The organism is Paenochrobactrum glaciei, from assembly GCF_039522165.1.
In the GTDB taxonomy this organism is placed as follows: Bacteria; Pseudomonadota; Alphaproteobacteria; order Rhizobiales; family Rhizobiaceae; genus Paenochrobactrum; species Paenochrobactrum glaciei.
In genome coordinates this window covers 1-607 of sequence record NZ_BAAADE010000048.1, presented here as the reverse complement: position 1 = coordinate 607, position 607 = coordinate 1, and the positions used below count along the sequence as shown (strand labels likewise).

1 protein-coding gene is annotated in these 607 nt (G+C 30.5%); it reads right to left on the bottom strand.

The window, feature by feature from the left end; all coding sequences use genetic code 11:
- Nucleotides 1-89, bottom strand: an 89-nt coding sequence (locus ABDZ76_RS17720; RefSeq protein WP_425541786.1) for an AcrID1 family anti-CRISPR protein, incomplete at its 3' end; no start/stop codon positions are given.
- Between the last annotated feature and the right edge of the window lie 518 nt (nucleotides 90-607).

Sequence of the window (607 nt, the reverse complement as noted above, 5' to 3'; positions counted from 1 at the left end):
ATTTCTGGATTAAATATTAAATCCAGTTCCCAAATTTCTGAATTTTCAAAAATTGGATTTAACATGTCTTTTAGTGTTTCATACTTCACTTTTTACTCACCACTTACATATATGTATCTTCTGCTATATAAATCTTTCTCTATCTTTTTACTTCTCTATCTCTTTATTTTTTCACCTCCTTGATTTTTCAACCTTTACAATTACTATCACAAAACTGAAAAAAACTAAGCATAATCTTAGCTAATTAGGAGAAAAATAAAAATTCTAAAAAGGAGAATTAGAACTTACAAATAAAAAAACAAAACTTAACTTACCAACAGTCTTCTAAATATTTCCTGACCTTTTTCTCACTGATTCCTAGTCCGTATGCAATCTCCTTAACTGTAAACCCTCTTTTGACTAACTCATGAACTATGCTAACTAGGTCATCCTCACTTTCAATATAGTACGTTTCTCCTTCAATTATTACTTCTTTTTTCATTTCTCTTTCACTGATATCATATATGTAAAAACTCATATATAAATCTTTCTCTAAACTTTTACGTTGGTAAGTCGGAGGCCAAGCGGTCTTAGGAAGACAACGGCAATCCGCAACTCCTTGGCTTAC